Below are 3,999 nucleotides of genomic sequence, written 5' to 3'. Positions count from 1 at the left end.
TCTGCAAACTCAAGGAGTTCAAGCGCATCGCCATGCGAGCCTGCAAAACAGACCGCAGCTTCGAAGCGATGATCTACCTCGCCGCAGCCGTCATCAATTCACGATGAATCCCCACAAGCCCTAGAGCATAATCTGACCTAACGGAATCGAGGGGGTTCCCTTGGGTTTGAAAGTCTGATTCACCATGTCAGCTGGACGAGGAGGCCAGTCTGGCATGACGAAGTCTATCTCAGAAGATCTGCGCTCACGGGTAATTGCCGCGGTTGATGGCGGTATGTCTCGACGCGCTGCAGCGGCGCGTTTTGGCGTTGCGGCGGCGAGCGCAGTCCGCTGGGTTCGCGACTGGCGCGAGACCGGATCGACGCGGGCAAAGCCCTAGGGCGGTGACATGCGATCGCAGCGGGTTGCCGCCTATCGCGACGTTATACTTGGTGCGACCGAGCAGCAGGTGGACATCACATTGGTTGAATTGGTCGAGATGCTTCGATCGGAGCATGAAGCGGTGTTTTCGCCGAGCACCATCTGGCGCTTCGACCGTCACTCGATGACCGTAAAAAAAGCGGCGCACGCCGGCGAACAGGAACGGCCCGCCGTTCTCGTGCGGCGACGCGCATGGTTCAAGGCGCAGCCTGACCTTGACACCGAACGATTGGTGTTCATCGACGAGACTGGCGCTTCAACGAAGATGGCCCGCCTGCGCGGACGCGCAAGGCGCGGCATCCGTTTCCGGTCTCCAATTCCGCATGGTCATTGGAAAACCACTACCTTTACCGGCGCGCTCCGTTTGACCGGCATGACCGCGCTCATGGTTCTGGATGGCCCAATGACGGGCGAATGGTTTGCGGCCTATGCCCAGCAGGTTCTAGCGCCAACGCTGCGACCGGGCGACATCGTCATTCTCGACAATCTGCCAGCGCATAAAAGCACGGTCGCGCGCGAGGCGATCGAAGCAACGGGCGCACGCATGTTGTTCCTTCCGCCATATAGTCCCGATTTCAATCCGATCGAAAATGCCTTTTCCAAGCTTAAGGCCATCCTCCGAAAAGCCGCAGCACGGACCGTACCACAGCTATGGGATGCTATCCGGGACGCTCTACCGCGCTTCACTCCAGAAGAATGCGCCAATTATTTCACTGCCACCGGATATGAGCCAGAGTGATCGGATTCTGCTCTAAATAGCGGAATGCGGAATGCGGCGCTCTACTCAGACGATCCGAAGAATTGGGACAGCCGCAAAGGCGGCCGCAAGGAAATCCACGAATATGCGCGCACGCTGGGGTATCTTGCGCCCGATCGAGCAGACGACGTGGATCGGCATTGGCGCTGGCGTGAAGGCGTCCAGGATGCGTACGATACGTCCCTCCTGAAGGTTGGCCTGGAACAGGGCGATTGGGCCATGGGTAATCTCAAGCGCTGCCAGCACCGCCGCTCGCAGATCCTCTCCACCATTCGACCGGACGGCGCCGTTCGGCAGCATGTATCAAGGGCCGTTTTCGCCCCCGAAGCGCCACATCGACACCTTTCCTCACGAGACTCGTCAGCCGCTGGGCGACGGAAAATCCGACGCTGATCTCGGGGAACTGGGCGATGAAATCAGGCAGCCTCGGGATGATGTTCATGCGGTCGAGTGCGGGCGGCGAGGCGATACGAACAAGCCCGGCCGGGCCTTTGCCCGCGCCACAAACGCTGATAATCAGCGGAAGTCGCACGGCCTGATTTTAATAGCTTCTGTTGATTTTCCTGGATTGATGCCTGACCCCAATCTCAGATCAGGGATGTAAATCTCACGTGCTTTACGGCCGAGCAATTTGCTGTCCGGGTCCCGGGGATCAGGTCCGCCCCCATTCTTTGCGCCGTCACCGCGCGCAGGACGAAAGACATTGGCAAGATCGCTCCGTCCCCCCACGCTTGCCAGCAACCCCGACAGATTTTCGAGCCGTTGGGCAATGACGTGAATGACCTCGCCTTCTTTCTGGACCTGACCACGCACGCCGAGCATGGATACACCCAGGACCGTTCCCCGATTGGCTTCGAATGTCTTGGTCCAGACTACAAGGTTTGCGATGCCGGTCTCGTCCTCGATGGTGATGAACATGATTCCCTTGGCAGAGCCCGGCCGCTGCCGCACCATGATGATCCCTACAAGATTGACCCATCTTCCATCGCGGATATCGGCTAGGGCCGCGCACGGGACCATGTTTCTTGCTGCCAAGTCCGCCCTGAGAAAGGCTACCGGGTGGGCGCGGAGCGATAGCGCAAAGCTGCGATAGTCTTCCACCACTTCCTGGCCTTCCGCCATCGGAGAGAGCGCAACTTTCGGTTCGACGGCTTCGGCGCAGAGCTTTCCCTCGCGCTCGTCTGCTGCGGCAAAAAGGGGCAGGGGGCTGTCGCGCAATCCTTTCACATCCCACAGGCCAGTGCGGCGGCTGTGCTGGAGCGAGCCAAAGCCATCAGCGTCGCCGATCCGATTGATAGCGCCAGCGCCGACGCCGGCTCTGCGCTGGATTTCTTCGACTGAAGCATAAAGTTCTGCGCCACGGGCCGAAACGATCGCTGCGCCGTCCGGATTGGCAAGATCGCGGACCATGCGCAGCCCAAGGCGCACGGCCTTGTACCGCCGGTTCCCCTCTTCAAGCGTGCAGTCCCAGCGGCTATGGTTTATACCAATGCGCATTGATCAGAACCCATGGGCCCATTGGCGTAGTCCGAGGGACATGATGCGCCAGGGCTGGTCGGCGAGCTTATTCCAAGCGTGGCAGCAGTTGTCGACGATATCGTCGTAGGATTTGAAGATGCGGTTCGACAGCCAGTTGTCCTGCATGAACTGCCACACGTTCTCGACCGGGTTCAACTCTGAGCATCTGGGCGGCAGCTGCATCAAGGTGATGTTGGATGGAACGACCAGTTAGGTAGAGCTATGCCATCCGGCTTGATCGAGAAGCAACACAGCATGGGCAGCTGGCGCGATATGGAAGGCGATTTCGTCAAGGTGTATACTCATCGCCTCACTGTTGCATCTGGGCATGACGATGCCGGCAGCCTTACCTTCAGCGGGGCAGATCGCCCCGAAGAGCCAAGCCGAAGATCGCCGCTGATCCTTAGGCGCTGATGGCCTCGTGTCGCGCTTCACCCAGCGCCGGGTGAGCTTGGTTTGCTGGCCGACGCGCGCCTCATCCTGCCACCATAATTCTATGGGCGTGCCTTTCGGGAGGCGTCGTTTGATCTGCGCCAAACGGGCAGCGAACTCTTCTTAAAAACAGCAACATCATCAGGTTTCTGGCCACGGTGACGGGGCCGCGCCGATATCGCCAAATCATTCGGTCGCTGTTCGACGTGTTCGCATTTCGAATCGGGAACGATCAAGAGTGCAGATGGCTTTTTCCCAGCACTTGAAACGGAGAGATCAGGCTGGTGGCGAGTTCATCCGGCGTTCCGAAGCTGGGAACCAGGCGGGTTCACCTGGCAGTTTCGAAAATCGATATCGTTATCGAGTACCAAAGCGACCATCTCGCCATCTATGATCAGGGCAGCGCCTGTTGCTTCAAACCGTCGCCCAAGCGATGAGTCCCTGGGCCTGAGCGCGACCGTCCGTCTCCCGATCGTTACGAGCACGCCATCCGGGCTGATCTTGGCAAGGAAGGTTCGACCGCCGTCGCAATGGATAGTCAGCGCGTCGCTGTTCGATGCGCAGGCTGCGGTCGGAACAGCGGCGACAAGCAGGGCAGGGAGGAGAAGGCGTCCCATCAAAACAGATGCTCCATGGGAGGGTCCCACGCGAAGCTTAACCTTCCGGCTCCTGCGGCGTTCCGTGCGACAGCGCATCGACGATCATAGCGGCAAGCGTTTCTTCGGCCCGTCCACGGGCGTTGAGGCCCTTTGGACTTGTAACGGTTTTGCGCTGGTCACCTATCTCATTATGCCACCTTGGCTTCGAACGCGAGTGGGCTGATGCCTCCCAGATATGAATGGCGGCGGCGGGTGTTGTAGAAACCGTTGATG

Annotated in this window: 3 protein-coding genes and 3 pseudogenes; 1 reads left to right on the top strand and 5 read right to left on the bottom strand. The window is 59.3% G+C overall.

Annotated elements, in window-relative coordinates; translation table 11 throughout:
* The first annotated feature begins 214 nt into the window (after positions 1-214).
* A pseudogene (locus D0Z70_RS24155) lies at positions 215-1,159 on the top strand (IS630 family transposase).
* A 45-nt stretch (positions 1,160-1,204) separates the two neighbouring features.
* On the opposite strand, the gene D0Z70_RS24150 reads toward D0Z70_RS24155, so the two are convergent.
* The 5 genes and pseudogenes from D0Z70_RS24150 to D0Z70_RS25270 all read right to left on the bottom strand — a co-directional run.
* Entirely contained in the window at positions 1,205-1,477 is a 273-nt protein-coding gene (locus D0Z70_RS24150) for a LysR substrate-binding domain-containing protein (RefSeq protein ID WP_119750747.1), read from the bottom strand.
* Complete coding sequence (locus D0Z70_RS25905) at positions 1,407-1,709, bottom strand: LysR substrate-binding domain-containing protein (RefSeq protein WP_119750745.1); 303 nt, start codon at positions 1,707-1,709, stop codon at positions 1,407-1,409. Before D0Z70_RS25905 ends, D0Z70_RS24150 begins: the two co-directional genes overlap by 71 nt.
* Positions 1,694-2,674 carry a helix-hairpin-helix domain-containing protein gene (locus D0Z70_RS24140; RefSeq protein ID WP_119750743.1) on the bottom strand — a complete coding sequence of 327 codons (981 nt, stop codon included), beginning with the start codon at positions 2,672-2,674 and terminating at the stop codon, positions 1,694-1,696. Before D0Z70_RS24140 ends, D0Z70_RS25905 begins: the two co-directional genes overlap by 16 nt.
* A gap of 3 nt (positions 2,675-2,677) precedes the next feature.
* A pseudogene (locus D0Z70_RS25605) lies at positions 2,678-3,306 on the bottom strand (IS630 family transposase); the annotation flags it as partial.
* 475 nt (positions 3,307-3,781) lie between these two features.
* Positions 3,782-3,999 (bottom strand): annotated as a pseudogene (locus D0Z70_RS25270) (hypothetical protein); the annotation flags it as partial.

Origin of the sequence: Sphingobium terrigena (genome assembly GCF_003591655.1) — a bacterium.
Classification (GTDB): domain Bacteria; phylum Pseudomonadota; class Alphaproteobacteria; order Sphingomonadales; family Sphingomonadaceae; genus Sphingobium; species Sphingobium terrigena.
This window is presented reverse-complemented; position numbering and strand designations above follow the sequence as displayed.